This window comes from Mesorhizobium sp. WSM4832 (assembly GCF_055811115.1).
This window is the reverse complement of record NZ_JBVVQH010000006.1, coordinates 202,772-220,105: the sequence shown is the minus strand read 5'-3', so window position 1 is coordinate 220,105 and position 17,334 is coordinate 202,772. Positions and strand designations below refer to the sequence as shown.

General features: G+C 63.9%; 17 protein-coding genes and 1 tRNA gene. 7 read left to right on the top strand and 11 right to left on the bottom strand.

The features are described from left to right. Window positions 1-168 precede the first annotated feature (168 nt). Entirely contained in the window at window positions 169-1,437 is a 1,269-nt protein-coding gene (locus AC0L2L_RS11265; RefSeq protein ID WP_473578312.1) for an ABC transporter substrate-binding protein, read from the bottom strand. A 49-nt stretch (window positions 1,438-1,486) separates the two neighbouring features. Between AC0L2L_RS11265 and AC0L2L_RS11260 the strand changes: the two genes are divergently transcribed. Then, window positions 1,487-2,413, top strand: coding sequence for a helix-turn-helix domain-containing protein (locus tag AC0L2L_RS11260; RefSeq protein WP_473578311.1), 927 nt, complete (start codon window positions 1,487-1,489; stop codon window positions 2,411-2,413). A 362-nt stretch (window positions 2,414-2,775) separates the two neighbouring features. On the opposite strand, the gene AC0L2L_RS11255 is transcribed toward AC0L2L_RS11260, so the two are convergent. The 3 genes from AC0L2L_RS11255 to AC0L2L_RS11245 all read right to left on the bottom strand — a co-directional run bounded on the left by AC0L2L_RS11255 (window position 2,776) and on the right by AC0L2L_RS11245 (window position 6,180). After that, complete coding sequence (locus AC0L2L_RS11255; RefSeq protein WP_473578310.1) at window positions 2,776-4,155, bottom strand: sensor histidine kinase; 1,380 nt, start codon at window positions 4,153-4,155, stop codon at window positions 2,776-2,778. 27 nt (window positions 4,156-4,182) lie between these two features. Next, window positions 4,183-4,860, bottom strand: a complete 678-nt coding sequence (locus AC0L2L_RS11250; RefSeq protein ID WP_027169649.1) for a winged helix-turn-helix domain-containing protein — start codon at window positions 4,858-4,860, stop codon at window positions 4,183-4,185. 540 nt (window positions 4,861-5,400) lie between these two features. Next, window positions 5,401-6,180 carry a COG4705 family protein gene (locus AC0L2L_RS11245; protein ID WP_473578309.1) on the bottom strand — a complete coding sequence of 260 codons (780 nt, stop codon included), beginning with the start codon at window positions 6,178-6,180 and terminating at the stop codon, window positions 5,401-5,403. Window positions 6,181-6,378: 198 nt separating this feature from the next. Here AC0L2L_RS11245 and AC0L2L_RS11240 point away from each other — a divergent pair, with 198 nt between their 5' ends. Next, window positions 6,379-7,011, top strand: a complete 633-nt coding sequence (locus AC0L2L_RS11240) for a methyltransferase family protein (RefSeq protein WP_473578308.1) — start codon at window positions 6,379-6,381, stop codon at window positions 7,009-7,011. A gap of 314 nt (window positions 7,012-7,325) precedes the next feature. On the opposite strand, the gene AC0L2L_RS11235 is transcribed toward AC0L2L_RS11240, so the two are convergent. Further along, a complete protein-coding gene (locus AC0L2L_RS11235) occupies window positions 7,326-7,538 on the bottom strand; it encodes a hypothetical protein (protein ID WP_473578307.1) in 213 nt (70 codons plus the stop codon). Beyond that, a complete protein-coding gene (locus AC0L2L_RS11230) occupies window positions 7,535-8,290 on the bottom strand; it encodes a COG4280 domain-containing protein (RefSeq protein WP_473578306.1) in 756 nt (251 codons plus the stop codon). The genes AC0L2L_RS11235 and AC0L2L_RS11230 overlap by 4 nt, the downstream gene beginning before the upstream one ends. A gap of 306 nt (window positions 8,291-8,596) precedes the next feature. Between AC0L2L_RS11230 and AC0L2L_RS11225 the strand changes: the two genes are divergently transcribed. Together AC0L2L_RS11225 and AC0L2L_RS11220 are read left to right on the top strand one after the other, a co-directional pair. Further along, complete coding sequence (locus AC0L2L_RS11225; protein WP_473578305.1) at window positions 8,597-9,616, top strand: LLM class flavin-dependent oxidoreductase; 1,020 nt, start codon at window positions 8,597-8,599, stop codon at window positions 9,614-9,616. 262 nt (window positions 9,617-9,878) lie between these two features. Further along, window positions 9,879-10,877, top strand: coding sequence for a LacI family DNA-binding transcriptional regulator (locus tag AC0L2L_RS11220; RefSeq protein ID WP_473578304.1), 999 nt, complete (start codon window positions 9,879-9,881; stop codon window positions 10,875-10,877). Between the two features lie 87 nt (window positions 10,878-10,964). On the opposite strand, the gene AC0L2L_RS11215 is transcribed toward AC0L2L_RS11220, so the two are convergent. Next, window positions 10,965-12,023, bottom strand: coding sequence for an ornithine cyclodeaminase (locus AC0L2L_RS11215; RefSeq protein ID WP_473578302.1), 1,059 nt, complete (start codon window positions 12,021-12,023; stop codon window positions 10,965-10,967). A 2-nt stretch (window positions 12,024-12,025) separates the two neighbouring features. Beyond that, on the bottom strand, window positions 12,026-12,958 hold the full coding sequence (gene rocF, locus AC0L2L_RS11210) for an arginase (protein WP_473578301.1): 933 nt from the start codon (window positions 12,956-12,958) through the stop codon (window positions 12,026-12,028). A gap of 131 nt (window positions 12,959-13,089) precedes the next feature. Here rocF and AC0L2L_RS11205 point away from each other — a divergent pair, with 131 nt between their 5' ends. Continuing rightward, window positions 13,090-13,530 carry an Lrp/AsnC family transcriptional regulator gene (locus AC0L2L_RS11205; RefSeq protein WP_027169658.1) on the top strand — a complete coding sequence of 147 codons (441 nt, stop codon included), beginning with the start codon at window positions 13,090-13,092 and terminating at the stop codon, window positions 13,528-13,530. A gap of 104 nt (window positions 13,531-13,634) precedes the next feature. On the opposite strand, the gene AC0L2L_RS11200 is transcribed toward AC0L2L_RS11205, so the two are convergent. The 3 genes from AC0L2L_RS11200 to AC0L2L_RS11190 form a co-directional block, all read right to left on the bottom strand. Continuing rightward, complete coding sequence (locus tag AC0L2L_RS11200) at window positions 13,635-14,018, bottom strand: hypothetical protein (protein ID WP_473578299.1); 384 nt, start codon at window positions 14,016-14,018, stop codon at window positions 13,635-13,637. Window positions 14,019-14,359: 341 nt separating this feature from the next. Continuing rightward, window positions 14,360-14,824 carry a hypothetical protein gene (locus AC0L2L_RS11195; RefSeq protein ID WP_473578297.1) on the bottom strand — a complete coding sequence of 155 codons (465 nt, stop codon included), beginning with the start codon at window positions 14,822-14,824 and terminating at the stop codon, window positions 14,360-14,362. Window positions 14,825-15,225: 401 nt separating this feature from the next. Further along, window positions 15,226-15,300 (bottom strand) — tRNA-Gly (locus tag AC0L2L_RS11190). Between the two features lie 318 nt (window positions 15,301-15,618). Here AC0L2L_RS11190 and AC0L2L_RS11185 point away from each other — a divergent pair. Further along, window positions 15,619-16,119: a prolyl-tRNA synthetase associated domain-containing protein gene (locus AC0L2L_RS11185; RefSeq protein ID WP_473578295.1), complete on the top strand. Its 501-nt coding sequence runs from the start codon at window positions 15,619-15,621 to the stop codon at window positions 16,117-16,119. Between the two features lie 96 nt (window positions 16,120-16,215). Beyond that, on the top strand, window positions 16,216-17,208 hold the full coding sequence (gene trxA, locus AC0L2L_RS11180) for a thioredoxin (RefSeq protein WP_473578294.1): 993 nt from the start codon (window positions 16,216-16,218) through the stop codon (window positions 17,206-17,208). The last annotated feature ends 126 nt before the right edge of the window (window positions 17,209-17,334 follow it).

Below are 17,334 nucleotides of genomic sequence, written 5' to 3'. Positions count from 1 at the left end.
TGCCCTGTCTTGCCTTCTCCCCTTGTGGGAGAAGGTGGCCGCGAAGCGGCCGGATGAGGGGTGTTCCAGGGAACGCCAACGTCTCACTCCGCTGGAACACCCCTCATCCGTCTCGGCGCTATCGCGCCGATCCACCTTCTCCCACAAGGGGAGAAGGGGAGGCGGCGCTTACTTCACCGGCAGACCGGTGGCCGCTGCGATCTGCTTGGCGGCGTCGTCGAGCGCGGCCTTGGCGTCGGGATAGCCGTTGGCCAGATATTTGGTCTGCACGGCGCGCAGGATGATCTCGGCGTCGCTCTGGAACGGCGTGCCGCGGCTCGGCACGACCTTGGGCAAGGTGGAAAGGATGTCTTTCCACACCGCCTGGCCGCCCCAGTACTCCAGGCCTTGCGAGACGTAAGGATCGTCGAGCGCCGAGATCAGCGAGGGCACCAGGCCGAACTCCTTCAGCATGGTGATCTGACCTTCATTGGTCCCGAGCGTGTATTTCAAGTAGGCGTAGGCCGCTTCCTTGTTCTTCGAGGCCGAGGTGATGGCCAAGGACGAGCCGCCGAGATTGGCGGCGCGCGGGCCGTCGGCGGTCAGGCTCGGCATCAGGTAAACGCCCCATTTGCCGCTTTCCTTCGGCGATTCGGTGCGGATCGTGCCCTCATACCAGCCGCCATAGACCTGGGTGGCGACCGTGCCGGCCGTGTTATTGGTGATCTTGGTGCCCCAGTCGGCCGACGACACGATGCCGGCGTCCTTCATCTCCTTGACCTTGGTCAGGGCGTCGACGCATTTCGGCTCGGCCACGGTGATCGACTGGCCGTCCTCGGCGAAATAGGCGCAGCCCTGCTCGTTGGAGATCATGCGGAAGAATTCGGTGTCGCCGTTGAAATCGGCATTGGTCATGGTGACGCCCGGATTGGCGGCCTGGATCTTCTTGCCGGCGGCGATGAAATCGTCCCAGGTCTTGATCGAGGCCGGATCGACGGCGGCCTTCTCGTAGAAGTCGCGGCGGTAGAAGACAGCCACCGGGCCGGAGTCCCATGGCATGGCATAGGCCTTGTCGCCGACTTCGAGCTCGGTGCGCTTGAAATCGGGGAATTTCTTCTGGTCCTCGGCGCTGTAACCCAGCGTGTGCAGGTCGACGAAGCAGTCCGGGAACTGGCTCCAGTAGTTTTCCGCCTCGCCGTTCTCGATCGAGACGATGTCGGGCAGGCCGACGCCGCCGGCGGCACAGCCGGCGATCGATTTGTCATAGGTCGGCTGGTTGCCGAGATCCTGGACCGTGACCTTGATGTCGGGATACTTCTTGTTGAAGCCCTCGACCGTCGCCTTCAGCGACGAGGAGGCGATGTTCCAGCTCCAGATGGTGATTTCGCCGGACTGCGCCAGGGCTGGGCCGGAGCCCAGGGCAAGCATAAGCGCGGCGCAGGTGAGTGTAGTGCGCATTGAAATCCTCCCATTTCATTTGCTCTCTCACTGTGAGCGTGGCTAGACTATGCGACGCGGAAGGCTTGTCCCCGTCAAAGGGAATAAGAAGTTGCCGGAAAGTAAGGTGCCGATGCGTCCGTTCTACCAGCCCGGCGCGAGCAGCGTCGAAGGCCTGCCGCTTGTCCTGCAGATGTTCCACAATCACCCGCTGGTGATGCTGAAGCCGCACTGGCATGCCCAGGTCGAGGTGAACTTCATCGTGCAGGGCTCGGTGCATTACCGCATGGCCGAACACGAGATTTCGCTGTCGGCCGGCGAGATGTGCCTGTTCTGGGGCGGGCTGCCGCACCAGATGGACGATCTCACCGACGATACGATCTATGCCGGCGCGCATCTGCCGCTGGTGCATTTCTTCCGCCTGCATCTGCCGGCCGATATACGGCACCGACTGATGACCGGGGCGACGCTGGTGACGAATGCCACCGACCAGTCCGACAACGACAATTTCAAGCGCTGGAACGAATATGCGCGCTCGGGCGATGCGGCGAAGACGGAGCACGCCGTCAACGAGCTGCTGCTCCGGCTCGAGCGGGTGCGGTTCGAGGCGTACCGGCTGGTGCCGGAAACCGCATCCGGACACGGGGCCGGCAGCCCCTTCGACCAGCAGTCCTCGCGCAATGTCGGGCGCATGTGCGATTTCATCGCCGAAAACTTCCTCTACGACATCGACTGCGTGACCATCGCAGCGGCTGCCGACATCCATCCCAAATACGCCATGAGCTTGTTCAAGAAATCGACCGGCATGACGCTCAACGAGTATGTCAACCTGCTGCGGCTGAGCTACGCGCAGGCGCTGCTGATGCATGAGGATGCCAATGTGCTGCGGGTCGCCATGGAATCGGGCTTCGGCTCGCTCAGCGCCTTCAACAAGTCGTTCCGCAAGCTCGCCGGCATGTCGCCTTCGGATTTTCGCCGGGCGGGTGCCAGATGTTGATGGCTTCGGCAGCGCCGGCGGGAGCGCCCGCCGTTGGCATGCCGTGGCGATTGGCCGAAACGCCCATCGCGATCGTCATCCACGGGCGGAGCAAGGAGCGGAGAGCGCAAGAGGTAGGCGATTAGCTGGATCTCATCAGCGCTTCGTCATACTCGGGCTTGACCCGAGTATCCATGCCGTGACCTCTTCCGTAGAGCGCAACGGTGCAGAATTCTGTAACCGCTGCAACGCCTTAACGTCACGGCATGGATTCCAGGGTCTGCGCGCGTCGCTTCGCTCCTTGCTCCGCCCTGGAATGACGAGGTTGGGAGGCTTCAGCCAATCCCCGGCGTTTGCGCCGATTTCAGGGTCAACGAACCAGCTCAGGCTGTTGGGACTCGCACGGCCGGAAAGCTGACGGTCACGCCGAGACCCGGATTGCGATCCTCAAGCACGATCGCGGCGCCATGCAGGTCGGCCACCGCCTTGACAAGGCTCAAGCCTAGGCCGCTGCCGGGCGTCGTGCGGCTCGCATCCAGCCGGTAGAGCCGGCGGAACACTTTCTCGCGCTCCTCGGCGGGAATGCCGGGACCATTGTCGCGGACATGGATGAGGACGTGGCTGCCTTCCCCGGTCACCGCAAGCTCTATCGCGGTGCCCGGCGGGCAATGCCTGAGCGCGTTCTCGACCAGATTGGCGAGCATCTGCATCAGCAGGTCCCGGTCGCCGTGAATATGCCATTTCGTATCCGGAACGATTGTTGTCGACAAAGACTTGCCGTCATCCTCGGCGACGTCGGCATAGACCTCGCCGATGGTCTCGACCACCGGGCCGACGTCGAGATCGACGAAGCGCGCCTTGCGGGCGCCGGCTTCGATCTGCGCGATGCGAAGAAGCGCGTCGAAGGTGCTGTTGATCTGCTGGCTCTCAGTGCGCGCGTCGGTCAGCTCGGTCGAGACATCCTCGCCCGACACCGTCTTGTCGGCGGCGGATTCCAGGATCATCTGCAGCCGGTTGAGCGGCGTCTTGAGATCATGGGCGATGTTGGCGCTCACTTCGCGCATCCCGTCGACCAGGGCCGACAGCCGCTCGAGCGCGGCATTCACCTGGGCCGACACGGCGTCGATGTCGTCGCCGCTCCCGATCAGCGGAATGCGCGCATCGAGCCGCCCGTGCGAGACGTCGACCATGGTGCTGGCGATGCCGTCGAGGCGCCGCTGGACGCGCGAGGCAAGCACGGCGCCGCCGGCGACGGCAAGGCCGGTGATGAAGAGCGTCGCCCAGCCGAAACTCATCAACACGATCTTTTCGAGATCCTCGGTTTCCGAGAGCGAGAAGGCGACCGTCAGGCTGTTGCCGCCGACCGTGCCTGAATAGGCGCGATATTCGGTGCCGGGCGGCACACCCGGCAGGTTGGCGGCGAACATGGAAAAGCCGTCCGGCAGGCTGGAGGCGGTGAAATCCCCGGCAAGGCGGTTGCCGTCGCGATCGGTGAGGGAAAAGATCTCGTCCTTATCCTGGCTGAACTGGGCATGGTCCCTGACCGTGGCAACGAGATCCTCCTCGTCGCTCTCGGTATAAGTGGCGGCGATCAGGGAGTAAGTCTCCTTGATCGATTGATCGAGCTGCCTGGCGAGCGAGGCGCTCATCAATTGATAGACGATCGCGCCGGACAGGATGAAAGCCAGCAGGAACAGGAAGGCGAAGGCCAGCGCCAACCGAAACGGCGTGCTGCGCAGCAGGCTGGAGCGTGTCACGCTCATGCGGGTCCCGCAATTGCGGGCGCAGGATCAGGCCGGAACATGCAGGCTGTAGCCGGTGTTGCGCACGGTGTGGATCAGCGGCACGTCGAACGGCCTGTCGACCTTGGCCCGCAGCCGGCTGATATGCGTCTCGACGACGCTGGTCTTGGGATCGAAATGAAAATCCCAGACGCGCTCCAGCAGCATGGTGCGGGTGATGACGCGGCCTTCGCCGCGCATCAGCACCTCGAGCAGGCTGAACTCGCGCGGCTGCAGGTCGATCGGCTGGCCCTGCCGGGTCACGCGGCGCTGGATCAGGTCCATTTCGAGGTCGGCGACACGCAGAGCCGTCTTCTGCTCCTGCGCCGCCGGCCGGCGGCCGAGCGCATGGATGCGGGCGAGCAGCTCGGAAAAGGCGAAGGGCTTGACCAGATAGTCGTCGCCGCCGGCTTCCAGGCCCTCGACGCGATCGTCGACGCCGCCGATCGAGGTCAGGAAGATGGCCGGCGTGCGGATGCCGGCGGCGCGTACCGCCTTGATCATCGACAGGCCGTCGAGGCCGGGCACCATGCGGTCGGCGACAATCACGTCATAGGCGTTGCGGGTCGCGGCGAAGAGACCGTCATGACCGTCGCGCAGCAGATCGCAGACATGGCCGGCCTCGGCCAGCCCGCGGACGATATAGTCGGCGGTCCTCGGATCGTCCTCAACAAGCAGAAGTCGCATCGCCCCGCGCTGTCCTTGCCGCCTCGGCCTCGCCGGCAATGTAGCGCTGGCTGCGGCTTTTTCTTGGCTGATAGTCTTTGTTGATGCGGCTCCGGACCGAAATCGCTCTAACCATCTGTTTTTTACGCGCTTGCAGCCCGAAAACCGCTACACATTTTTGCGAGAGCCATTTTAGCCGGGGATTGGTTGAAGCCGCCCCCAACCTCGTCATTCTATGGCGGAGCAAGGAGCGAAGCGACGCGGCGCAGACCATAGAATCCATGCCGTGACTAGGAAGCACCGCCACGGTGCAGGATTCTGCTCCGCTGCATTCGATGGTCAAGGTAACGGAATGGATCCTCGGGTCTGCGCTCCGCTTCGCGTCGCTCCGCCCGTGGATGACGAAGTTCGCAGGCTTCGGCTAATCTCCAACGTTTGCACTGCTTCGCTCCTGCTCCGCCCTAGAATGACGATCGCGATGGGCGTTTCGGCCAAATCTCCAACGCATGCCACCTGCCAACGCAAACAGAGCCAACCGGTCAGAATCCCTGTGCAGTGCTTCTAATCGAGCAGGGCCAGTTCGTCTTCGTCGATCAGGTTCCTCAGTGTCATGTGAAGAACGATGACCACGATGCAGCCGAGGAAGGCCAGGCTGGTGAAGGTGGCGCCGAAGCCCATGCCGCCATATTCCACCGGCTTCGAGAGCAGGTCGCCGAAAGAGGCGCCGAACGGCCGGGTGAGGATATAGGCGAGCCAGAAGGCGAGGATGCCGTCCAGGCCGAGGAAGAACCAGGCAAGCGTGATCGCCGCGATCGCGCAGCCGAAGATGAGGCCGGTGGTGAGATAGCCCAGGTCGAAGCGCTCGGCGACCAGATCGCCGGCGGCCGTGCCAAGCGAGAAGGTGAACAGGATCGCCAGCCAGTAGAAGGTCTCGCGCCTGGTGGTGATGATGGTGTGGATCGAGAGCGTCTTTTCGCTCGCGTACCAGGCCGCGAAAGTCAGCGCGAGGGCGACCGAGAAGACGATCGTCGTCGTCTCCAGCCGCACGCCGAAATTGTCGACGAGGTTGTCGGTGACCAAAGTGCCGACGATGCTGATCAGCACAACCGCCAGCCAGTAGGCCCAGGGCACGTAGCGTTGTTGCGCGAACTGCAGGACGAGCGCGACAATGAGGATGCCGCTCATGATCAAGGATGTGAGGGTGAGGCCGAGGCCGAGATTGACGGCCAGATAGTCGGCCGCGGTCTCGCCCATGGTCACCGCCATGATCTTGATCAGCCAGAAATCGATGGTGACTTCCGGGACCCGGTTGAGAGCGAGGTTGTCGGCTTGAGAGATCATGGCGATGCCCGTCTGCGGTTTGTGCGGCGACCAGCTGCGGTCGATTATCAGGTGTATGCGGGCGAACTCACCGCAGCCTGTCCGCTCCCTTACAAATTCGTAAGGTCGGCCAAAAACATCCGCCGGGCCTCGTCATCGCCCGGCGGAAGAGTTAGAGAGGCCTGGCGTCCCCTCGCGGGGCCGAAGCGATGAGAAAGAATGGCCTACACGTCCCTCAAATCGGCGCCGAAGGCGTTCGACCAGCACAAGCGGCTGATCGTCGTGCAGGTGGCCGCCATGCTTGCCGTCATCCTGCTCCTGTTCAGCAAGCCGGCGTTGGCCGAAGGATCGGACGGGCACGAAATCGTCGAGACGATCGGGTTTGTCATGGTGCTGGCCTGCTTCCTTGGCCGGCTGTGGAGCATCCTCTTCGTCGGCGGCAGGAAGAACGACGAGCTGATCGTGTCCGGTCCGTTCTCGATGACCCAGAACCCGCTTTATTTCTTCTCGACGCTCGGCGCGGTTGGCGGCGGGCTGATGTTCGGCTCGGTGCTGGCGGCCGCGATGCTCGGCCTGGCAAGCTTCCTCGTCTTCCGGTTCACCGCGCGCAAGGAGGCCGAGTTTTTGTCCGGCAAGTTCGGCGCCGTCCATGCGGCCTATGCCGAACGCACGCCACGCTTCTGGCCAAACCCGCTGCTTTACCGCACCGAGGACCAGTGGCTGTTTTCGACGCGCGCGCTGCGCAACACGTTCCGCGACGGACTCTATTTCCTGGCGCTGTTTCCAGTCATCGAGGCAGTCGAGTATTTCCGCCTCAGCGGCGACCTGCCGACGCTTTTTACGGTTTACTAGTTTGCCGGCACAGAATGACTGGCGGCTACGTTGCGCTGGGAGGTGGCATGGCCTTGGAGATTAGCCGGAACATCCATCACGTCGTCATCCTATGGCGGAGCAAGGAGCGGAGCGACGCGCGCAGACCATAGGATCCATTCCGTGACGTCGAGGCGTTGCCTTGGTGCAGAATTCTGCTCTGTAGCACTCTACGATCAAAGTCACGGAATGGATCCTCGGGTCTGCGCTCCGCTTCGCGTCGCTCCGCCCGTGGATGACGAAGTTCGTAGGCTTCAGCCAATCCCCAGCGTTTGCGCAGATTTCCCGCTCTTTGATCAGCGCGCCTTGCCGCGCGCGCGACGCGCGCTGTCCAGGAGAATTGCCAGGCAGCCGACAAGAAGCAGCAAGCCGCCGATGAGCGGCGGCAGTGCCAACAGCTTCACCGCGGCGGTGATCAGCGCGACCAGGATCAGAGCCAGCAGCGCCAGGCTGCCATCGTCGACGAACATGCCGACGAGCTCGTTCAAGACCAGGCGGATGACGTTCATCTGGCAACTCCTTCGGCGGCTGCCGGATAGGCGCCGCGCAGCCAGCGCACGATGGCGAAGGACGCCGCGGCGATGACGGCGAAGATGGCGAGCAGAGCGAGGTCGGCGCCCGGCCATTCGGCGCCGAGGCCTTCGCCGGTCCAGAACACGCCGAAGCTGGTCAGCATCAGCCCGACGACGAATTTGAGCGAATTCTCGGGCACGCGCGCCAGGGGACGATGCACGGCAAGGCCGATCAGCATCACCAGCACGAAGGCCGCCAGCGCCCCAAGGCCAGCATAAAACGTCTGCGCATGCGCGGCGCCGACGGCAATGACGATGAACACCACTTCGACACCCTCGAGCAGCACCGCCTTGAACGACGCGACGGCCGCCAGATAGTCGGCGCGGCGATCGTCGGCCTGACGCTGCAAGGCGGCGGTCTCCCTGGAAAAGGCCTTTTCCTCGTCGCGCAAGGCAATGACGCCGGCGCTGCGCAGGATCGCTTTTCTCAGCCAGCGCATGCCGAACAGGATCAGGAGCACGCCGACGACGAATTGCAGGACGGTGATGGGGACCAGCGCCAGCAGCGGGCCGAACGCCAGCACTAGCGCCGCAAGGAAGGCGAGCGCCAGTGCTGCACCCGTCAGCGCAGGGCGCCAGCTGCGCGTCACACCGACGGCAAGCACGATGGTGAAGGCTTCGACGACCTCGACGAAGGACGCCAGGAAAGAGGCGGTCACGGTGGAAAGTATGGGTGTCAGGCCATGCATGAAGGCTTCGTCCAATGCTCGGGAATCATCGGTTGGCGAGAACGATACAGCGCTCCGGCGGCAGCGGGAATGCCGGCGACGCTTCCCCGATCGCGAGACCGATCGCGTTGGCACGGATATGCGGCGGCGCCGTGCCCACCATTATTTGGTCTCCGTATAACGCGAGGGCGGCACCGAACTTTCAAAGAACTGATTGACGGTCTGTATCCGTTCCGTGTCCGTTGTATCGCGGCACCGCCCTGGCTATCTGCTGGAGCAACAACGAGTTTGAGCGGCCAATGGGCCACTCCAGCAGGAACGGAGCATATGAAGAAGATCGGGTTTCTGTCATTCGGGCATTGGTCGCCGTCGCCGCAATCGGGCACGCGTTCGGGCGCCGACGCGTTGCTGCAATCGATCGACCTCGCGGTCGCGGCCGAGGAGCTCGGCGCCGACGGCGCGTATTTTCGCGTCCATCATTTTGCCCGGCAGCTCGCCTCGCCCTTCCCGCTGCTGGCCGCCGCCGGCGCCAGGACCAAGCGTATCGAGCTCGGCACGGCCGTCATCGACATGCGCTACGAGAACCCGCTCTACATGGCCGAGGATGCGGGCGCGGCCGACCTGATCGCCGGCGGGCGTTTGCAGTTGGGCATCAGCCGCGGCTCGCCCGAGCAGGTGATCGACGGCTGGCGTCATTTCGGCTACGTGCCGGAAGATGGCAAGAGCGACGCCGACATGGCGCGCCGGCATTCGGAGATATTCCTCGACCTGTTGCGCGGCGAAGGCTTTGCCCAGCCCAATCCACGGCCGATGTTCCCCAATCCGCCCGGCCTGCTCAGGCTGGAGCCGTTCTCGGCCGGATTGCGCGACCGCATCTGGTGGGGCGCCGCCACCAACGCCACCGCCATATGGGCGGCCAAGCTCGGCATGAACCTGCAAAGCTCGACGCTGAAATTCGACGAGGGCGGCCAGCCGCTGCACATCCAGCAGGCCGAGCAAATAAGAGCCTACCGCGCCGCCTGGAAGGAAGCCGGCCATACGAGGGAGCCGCGCGTCTCGGTCAGCCGCAGCATTTTTGCCCTCGTCAATGACATGGACCGCGCCTATTTCGGCGGCAGCGAGGGCGAAGACCACTTTGGCTATATCGAGCCGGAGAAGCGCGCCGTATTCGGCCGCACCTATGCCGCCGAGCCGGACGTGCTCATCGAGCAGCTCAAGGAGGACGAAGCGATCGCCGAGGCCGACACGCTGCTGCTCACCGTGCCCAACCAGCTCGGCGTCGACTACAACGCCCACGTCATCGAGTCGATCCTGAAGCACGTCGCGCCGGCGCTGGGGTGGCGGTGAGGGTGATGCCCCTCATTCTTCCTTCTCCCCTTGTGGGAGAAGGCGCGGGGTGTTCCAGGGAACACCAGCGTCTCACTCCGCTGGAACACCCCTCATCCGTCTCGGCGCTGCGCGCCGATCCACCTTCTCCCGCAGGGGGAGAAGGAAGGGTTGCCTCTGCGCCCTCGGCCCGCTGATATTGACACTTTCCAAATCCGCACATCTAGTCTCCTGCGTAATCGGTTGCGTAACCGATTGCGGCTCAGTGGGAATCGCAGGGACCATGACAACGATTGCCGATGTCGCACGCCATGCGGGGGTGTCCGTCGCAACGGTTTCGCATGTGATGAACCATACGCGCCATGTCGAGCCGGAAACGGCCGGGCGCGTGCGCGCCGCGATCGCGGTGCTGCGCTACAGCCCGAACTCGGTGGCGCGGAGTCTCAGGCGCGGCGAAACCAAGACGATCGGCCTGCTTCTGCCCGACAATTCCAATCCGTTCTTCGCCAGCGTCGCGCGACAGATCGAGGATGCCGGCTTTGTTTCCGGCTACACGGTGATCCTGTGCAACTCCGACGGCAATGCCGAGAAGGAGGAACGCTATCTCTCGGTGCTGATGGCCAAGCAGATCGACGGGCTGATCTTCGCCGGCTCGTCCGACCACGCGCGGGTCTTCGCCCGCCTCTTGCCCAGCGTGCCGGCTGTGCTGCTCGACCGCGAGATCCAGTCGGTCAATGTCGATACCGTTCTGGTCGACCACGACCATGGCGGCTATCTCGCCGGCAGATACCTGGCCGGGCTCGGGCATCGCAAGATCGGCGTCATCGGCGGTCCGCGCGATTCCAGTTCCAGCCCGGCCCGCCTGCGCGGCTTTGTCCGTGCGCTCGGCGAAGCAGGCATTGACCTGCCGCCGTCCTCGATCGTCGATTCCGACTATCATTTCGCCGGTGGCCGGCTGGCGATGGAACAGCTGATGGCGCAGGCGCCGGACATCACGGCGCTGTTTGCCTGCAACGATTTGATGGCGATGGGCGCGCTGACGGTGCTGCGCTCGCGCGGCTTGCGGGTTCCCGACGACATCTCGATGGTCGGCTTCGACGACATCCCCTATGCCGTCACCACCTGGCCGCCGCTGACGACGATCGCGCAGCCGGTCGAAAAGATCGGCACGCGGGCGGTGAGCCTGCTGCTCGAGCGGCTAGGCGAACCGGAAGCACCCTCGCGGCGCGAGGTGCTGGCGCCGGTGCTGGTCGAGAGGGAAAGCTGCGCGGCTTTGCGCTGATAGTGTTGGCAATCGCCGACGCTGGCGCTGCCCCCAATCCGCCCGTCGGGCACCTTCTCCCCGTGAAACGGGGAGAAGGGGAAGGCTTCAAGCCGCCGGCTGCATGGCGGCCCTTAGCAGCATGCCGAACAGGTCGCGCGGCTCGTCGGGGTCGGCGAGCAGGTCGAGCTCCTCATAGAGGCCGGTGGCCTGGAGCTGGTCGCGGACGTAGCGCAGCGCCGAAAAATCTTCCGTGGCGAAGCCGACGGAATCGAACAGCGTGATCTGTTCGGGCGCCTTGCGGCCCGGCGCCTGGCCGGTCATCACCTGCCATAGCTCGGTCACAGGATGATCGGCATCGAGCTGCTGGATCTCGCCCTCGATGCGCGTCTGCGGCGGGAACTCGACGAAGATGTCGGAGCGCAGCAGGATGTCGCGATGCAGCTCCGTCTTGCCGGGGCAGTCGCCGCCGACCGCGTTGATGTGGACGCCGGAGCCGACCATGTTGTCGGTGAGGATCGTGGCGCATTGCTTGTCGGCGGTCACCGTGGTGATGATGTCGACGCCTTCGACCGCGTCCTGCCCAGTCGAGCAGATGGTGATGTCGAAGCCTTTGCCGGCAAGGTTGCGGGCGCATTTTTCCGATGCTGAACGGTCGATGTCGTAGAGCCGCAGGCGGTCGATGCCGAGCAACGCCTTGAAGGCAACGGCCTGGAATTCGGACTGGGCGCCGTTGCCGATGATGGCCATGGCGCGCGAACCCTTGGGCGCCAGGTATTTGGCGGCGACGGCGGAAGTGGCCGCCGTGCGCAACGCGGTCAGGATGGTCATTTCGGTCAACAGCATCGGATAGCCGGAGCCGACATCGGCGAGCACGCCGAAGGCGGTGACCGTCTGGCGGCCCTCACGCATGTTCTTGGGATGGCCGTTGACATATTTGAAGCCGTACATCTTGCCGTCGCTGGTCGGCATCAGCTCGATGACACCGTCATGGCTGTGCGAGGCGATGCGCGGCGTCTTGTCGAACAGCTCCCAGCGGCGAAAATCCTCCTCGATATAGGCGGCGAGCTCGGTAAGGAAGCGCTCGACGCCGATGGCGAGCACCAGCTTCATCATGCGGTCGACGCTGACGAAGGGGACGATGGCAAGGCGCGAAGGCTGGGTCATTTTCAGAGGCTCCCGGAATGGCTGCGGGTCGGGCGGTCCATGATGCGGCGGCCCATCAGGCTGGCGGTGAGGTCGACCATCAATGTGGCGGTGCGGCCGCGCTCGTCGAGGAACGGGTTCAGCTCGACCAGGTCGAGGCTGGAGACCAGGCCGCTGTCGGACAGCATCTCCATCACCAGATGCGCCTCGCGGAAAGTGGCGCCGCCGGGAACGGTGGTGCCGACGGCTGGCGCGATCGACGGATCGAGGAAGTCGACGTCGAGGCTGACATGCAAGAGGCCGTTCTCCTTCTCGACGCGGGCCAGGAAGGCGCGCAGCAGCGGGGCGACGCCATGCTCGTCGATGGCGCGCATGTCGTGCACGGTGACGCCGGCTTCGTTCAGCGCCCGGCGCTCGGCCGGATCGACGCTGCGCAGGCCCATGGTGCAGATTCGCGCGGGGTCGACCGCTTGCGGCAGATCGGGGAAATAGCCCGAAAAGCCCGGCCGGCCGCTGGCATAGGCGAGCGGCACGCCGTGCAGATTGCCGCTGGTGGTGGTGTCGAGGGTGTGGAAATCCGGATGCGCGTCGAGCCACAGTACGAAGAGCGGGCGGCGGCGCTCGGCGGCGCGGCGCGCCACGCCGGAGACGGTACCGGCGGAGATCGAGTGGTCGCCGCCGAGGAAGATCGGCATGGCGTCGCTCGAAGCCGCGTAGGCGGTTTCGGCGATCGCCGCCGTCCAGGCGGAAATCTCCGGCAGCGCCTTCAGAGCGAGATTGCCATGGACGACGGTGCGCGCCTGAGCCTTCTCGACCGCGCCCCAGTCCTCGACCTCATGGCCGAGCTCGGCCAGCACCGAGACCAGCCCTGCCGTGCGCAGCGCGCTCGGCCCCATTTCGCATCCCATCCTGCCCGCGCCGTCCTGTACCGGCGCGCCGACGATCCTGCAGCGCATGATTCTTCTAGCCCTTCATGATTATCGCGGGATTGGATCATCGCCGGCTGGCGGTTTGAACAGCGAAAATTGGCATTTCGGGAAGGCTGATCTATCATATTGGGCAGATGCATTGATCGAAATGGAAAGACGTGGACGCTCTCGATGAAAAGCTGGTGACGCTGCTGAGGCACGATGCGCGGCGCAGCGTATCCGACATCGCCATCGACCTCGGCGTGTCACGCGCCACGGTCAGGTCGCGCATGGAGCGGCTGGAGAAATCCGGCGAGATCATCGGCTACACGGTGGTGCTGCGCGCCGACGCGGTCGATCAACGCATTCGCGGCGTCATGATGATCGAGATCGAGGGCCATGCCGCGGATCGCGTCATCCGGGCGCTTGGCGGCTTTCCCGAGGTGTCGACCATCCACACCACCAATGGCCGCTGGGACCTGGTGGTGGAGCTCGGCACCGCTTCGCTCACCGACTTCGACGCGGTGCTGCGCCGCATACGGCTGATCCCCGGCATAACGGGAAGCGAGACCAGCCTTTTGCTGGCGACGCCCAGGACGACAAGAGCGCGACTGGCGTAACGTACAATTGGTGGCCGGCGAGCCCTGCATGACATGGCGCCGGTGTGGGGCCAGCAAAGGCTTGATCACACCGGCAGCCGGTTTTTACGAAGGGCGCATGTTGGTCAGCCGTTCGGATAATAGCCGCCGTCCCCACCGCTGCCTATATAGGTTCCCTGGCCGGTGGCATTCTGAAGCCGCTGATCCAGATCGTTGATCTGCCCGATCACCGAACGATCTCCACTGGGCTGGATGGCATCCGCCTGCCGCATCAGGTCGCGGGCCTGATCCTCCGTGATCTTGCCGACCTGTCTAGCCGTACGGATACCCTGCTTTACGCCCAGCAACTGGTGCATCGCCGCTCTCGTGCCCGGATCCGCCGGCACCGACGCGGTGGTCATGGTGTCGACCTGTGCCCTGTGGTGGCGTTGCGCCGCATAGGCGCTCGAAAGCGGTATGGCCGCGAGGATCGACGCGGCTACGATTATTTTTGGCATGAAAGAGCGCATGATCACATCTCCCTAGATCGAAGCGGTAAAACCGCTTTTCCGAAAGGGCCGTCTGGTCACGTCGTGTCGCGATGCAGGCCATCCATCGCCGGCGATTCTCGGCCCACGGACGACATATAGAGGTCCACCCGGGCATTGAAATGGAGGTAGAACGCAAATGTTACCCAATGTGATCGCAGGTTGAATCACGGCTGGACGTGAAGCGGGTGAGGCGGTCCGCCAAAAGCGCGTCGCGCTGAAACGAATTCAGCTGACGCGCTTTAGGTCTTTGTTTCGATGCATGTCGTTCCCCCAAAACCGCTGCGCACTTTTGGGCGACATGCATCAGGAGCCAGGCGTCTTCAGGCGACGCTGGCGAGCGGGATCGGCCAATTGATGGCCTGCCCGATAATTCCGGCATTGGCCTGCTCGGCAAGTTCCGCGGCCTCGCTTCGCGTCAGCCCGATCAGCAGCCGGCCTTCTATCTCCGCCGGCAGATCGGAAACCAGATCACAGACAAGCCAGTGGTCGCATGGATCCTGCATTGCCGCGAACCGCATGGGCGCTCCTTGTTTCAGCGCACCCAAATTGCCGATGAAGCCAGATTGTTCCAGCGCCGACGGCCAGAATATCGATGAATGAGAGAGATATCGAGAGAGCGGCGTCGCCCGGTTCGGGGAAAATTCATTAGCCTGGCCGCTGAGCCGCTCTGCTTGGCCTCGCGTCAGCCCAACCAACGACATGTGCGGTGTCTGCGCCGGGAAATCCGACCGCAGATCATACACCATCCATTGGCCGCACGGATCCTGTAAGGCTGTGAACCTCATGGCCGACGTTCTTTGATCTAGTTATGCCCCAACGTAACGACTTGCGGGAAACGCTCCCGGCAGGACTGCCCGGCTGGATTGGCTCCAGCACTTCCATCGAACAGTACAGTTGTCGGAGGCCCGGCAAAAGAGGCTCTACAGTCCCTTTGGCATGCGACCCAAGTCTGATGAGCCGCTGACATTTGCGGACGACGGCCGCTGTCTGCCAAGGCAGGATATCGGCCCTCCCCGATAAAGCGCGTCGCGCTTTACGTCTTTGTTTTGATGCATGTCGTTGTCCCAGAACCGCAGCACACTTCTGGGCGACATGCATTAGTCCGTACGCCCTCCGGAGATTGGCCAAACGCGAAAAAGCCGCGGGGGTCCGCGGCTTTTCGTTTGCTTGATCCCCTGAAGGAAACTGGAGCGGGTGAAGCGATTCGAACGCTCGACCCCAACCTTGGCAAGGTTGTGCTCTACCCCTGAGCTACACCCGCTCGCGCGGCCTCGGCCGCAAGCCGCGCCTATATGGCCGAAGAGCGCGGCGATTGCAACAGGGAAATGACGGTCTTTTGGAGTTGGTTCTTCCGGCGGCGGACTTCGCTTCGGAAGCAAGGAAGCGGGATGGCCCGAAACCGGGCCGATCGCAATTGCGCGCGCAAATCCGTCATGCACCTGCTGGAATCGCGCTCTTGTTCGCTGCAATTACCGACGGAAAACCGCCGCGCACTTTCCTGGAATTGCGTCGGCAGCCTTGCCCCAAAGCCACCATTGGCCGTAAACGGCATCACCCCAGTTGGACCGCGTGAGGACCGATGCCGAAGACCGAAGCCGAGCTCAACGCCTTTCTTGCCGATCTCGGCATCGCCGTCTCGACGGTGCGGCATCCGCCCTTGTTCACGGTTGCCGATTCGCAGGCCCTGCGCGGCGAAATCCATGGCGGCCACACCAAGAACCTGTTCCTCAAGGACAAGAAGGACAATTATTTCCTGGTCACCGTCGGCGAGGAGGCGGTGGTCGACCTGAAGCAGATCCACCAGCTGATCGGCGCCGCCGGCCGGGTATCCTTCGGCAAGCCCGAGATGCTGATGGAACTGCTCGGCGTCATCCCTGGAGCGGTCACCGTCTTCGGCCTGATCAACGACGCGGAAGGCAAGGTCAAAGTGGTGCTCGACCAGGAGTTGATGAGCCACGACGTCATCAACGGCCATCCGCTGACCAATGAGGCGACGACCTCGATCGCCGCCGCCGACCTGATCAGATTCGTCGAGGCAACCGGCCATGATCCTGTTATCCTGAAAGTCTCATTACCTTGAAACTCAGGGGCTGATCGCCACATGGAAGGCGGTTCCGAAATCCGACAATGACGCGCCGGGCGCCAAGGCCAGGAGCGCGACCGAAAGGGCGACACGATGAGTGACAACAATCCGTATAGCAGCTCGTTTGGCGGCAATGGCGGCCAGTACGCCCAGACGGTGCAATATGGCGGCGGCGACCGCGCCAAGATTTCGCTGGGCGACGCGCCGGCGGCCGCCGACCTGATCAAGGACACGACAACCGCAACTTTCGCCACCGACGTCATCCAGGAATCGCGCCGGCAGCCGGTGCTGGTCGACTTCTGGGCGCCGTGGTGCGGACCCTGCAAGCAGCTGACGCCGCAGCTCGAAAAGGCGGTGAGCGCCGCCGGCGGCAAGGTCAAGCTGGTCAAGATGAACATCGACGACCATCCCTCGATCGCCGGCCAGCTCGGCATCCAGTCCATTCCCGCGGTCATCGCCTTCAAGGACGGCCAGCCGGTCGACGGCTTCATGGGCGCGATCCCGGAAAGCCAGATCGCCCAGTTCATCGAGAAGGTCGGCGGCAAGGGCGGCGGCGCGCCACAGGTCGCGGACGCGCTTGCCGCGGCGGCCGAGGCGCGCACGGCCGGCGACGTCCAGACCGCGGCGGACATTTACGAAGCGATCATGGAGCAGGCGCCGGAGACGATCGAGGCGATCGCGGGCCTCGGCGAGATCCTGTTCGATGCCGGGGACGTGGAAGGCGCCGAAGCGGTTCTGGCGCGGGCGCCCGAGGACAAGAAGGACGCGCCGGCGCTGGCGGCGCTGCGCGCCAAGATGACGCTGGCGGCGGAAGCCGCGGCGCTGGGCAATCCGGCCGAGTTCGAGCGTCGGCTCGCCGCCAATCCGGCCGACCACCAGGCTCGCTTCGACCTGGCGATGATCCAGAACGCGCGCGGCGAGCGAACTCAGGCCGCCGACAACCTGCTGGCGATCATCAAGGCCGACCGGACCTGGAACGACGACGGCGCGCGGGCGCAGCTGTTGAAGCTCTTCGAGGCCTGGGGGATGACCGACGAAGCGACGCTCGCGGCGCGGCGCAAGCTCTCGTCGCTGCTGTTCTCATAGAGCCGTTAGAGCATGATGCCGAAAAGTGTGAAGCGGTTTTCGGACGATATCATGCTCCATCTCTTTGATTTAGAGCCGGATTCAGATTTCAGGTCGAACAGACCTGAAATCATCCGGCTCTAGGCG